Origin of the sequence: Thermogutta sp., assembly GCF_014359955.1 — a bacterium.
Taxonomy (GTDB): domain Bacteria; phylum Planctomycetota; class Planctomycetia; order Pirellulales; family Thermoguttaceae; genus Thermogutta.
The window spans coordinates 1-1,146 of record NZ_JACIYL010001073.1; the positions used below are offsets into that span (position 1 = coordinate 1).

Consider the following 1,146-nt stretch of genomic DNA (forward strand, 5'->3'; position numbering starts at 1 on the left):
AGCGCGCTATTGTAGCTGTTTCGCTGATAATGAGCTACTGTGAGGATCGACCGAATGAGGTTCGGCCGGGATGCATCAGCCGTGTGAACAGTTGCTTCGGGCAGGAGTCAACCGTAGCCCAACTGTTCCAGCTCTTCCTCGGTCATGCCGAAATAATGACCATATTCGTGGAGGATTGTTTTGCGAATCTGTTCCTTCAGTTTTTCTGGATCGATCGTGCCTTCCGGCGTGAGCGCTGACCACAGGAGTCCTTCGCGATAGATCGTGACACGGTCGGGCAAGCGCGGAGGACCGCCCAGCCACTGGCTTTCCTTCTCCTGAATAGGGACGCCGGTGAAAAGCCCCCACAGATCGCGGGGATCGGAGATGTTCAGCTCTTCCATGACCTTTCTGGAAGGATGGTCTTCGACGTAGAGGGCGACCTCTTTCATGGCGTTTCGGACCATGTCGGGGAGGGTCTCGATGACCTCTTCCAGGAGAGAATCAAACCAATTCCGGGTGTCTCTGTCCATGGGCAGTACCAGAAAGTACTACTGATCTCGATGGGATGTGATCGTGAAAAATCACTGTCGGTCGGTGCCGATGTCGTGGGAGTGCCTCGTCGAGGGATGACCCGCCGGAAATCAAGATGACCTTTCACAACGGGAGCCCGGTCCTCCCCGCGGGCCAGAATCCCCGTATGCTTAAAGTATGATCACTTTGCCGCCTTTTATTTTTGCGACGTGTCAATCAGGGGTCGAGAACGTTCTCAAACGGGAAGTTACCCGACAGTACCCGTTTTTGCGGCCGGCGTTCAGCCGTCGCGGTTTTGTTACATTCAAATTCGCGGACGAAACCCATCCTTTGGAGGGGTTTCGTTTTGAAGCGGTTTTTGCTCGGGCATGGGGTTTCACGCTGGGACGGATCGATGTACGGGATCGGGAAGAGGCTGCCCGGCAGGTCTGGGCGCTGCTTGGGGAGATCCCCGTGCGGACGGTCCACGTGTGGCCACGGGATTCCTCACCGCCCGGCCGAAGTGATCCGGATGCCCCCTGGCCGAGTGAAGTCGAAGAGATTCGCTCTCTCATTCGTGCGAGCGCTCCCGAGTCCGTGAACCTCGTCGAGCCGGATGCTGTGCAGGGCAGGAGATTTCGCGGGCAGTGGGTT

General features: G+C 57.2%; 1 protein-coding gene and 1 pseudogene. One reads left to right on the forward strand and one right to left on the reverse strand.

Annotated features, from left to right (window positions below):
* Nucleotides 1-107 precede the first annotated feature (107 nt).
* The gene (locus H5U08_RS19445) at nucleotides 108-512 is read right to left on the reverse strand and encodes a metallopeptidase family protein (protein ID WP_297037031.1); all 405 of its coding nucleotides are present in this window, start codon (nucleotides 510-512) and stop codon (nucleotides 108-110) included.
* A 178-nt stretch (nucleotides 513-690) separates the two neighbouring features.
* Here H5U08_RS19445 and H5U08_RS19450 point away from each other — a divergent pair.
* A pseudogene (locus tag H5U08_RS19450) lies at nucleotides 691-1,146 on the forward strand (hypothetical protein); the annotation flags it as partial.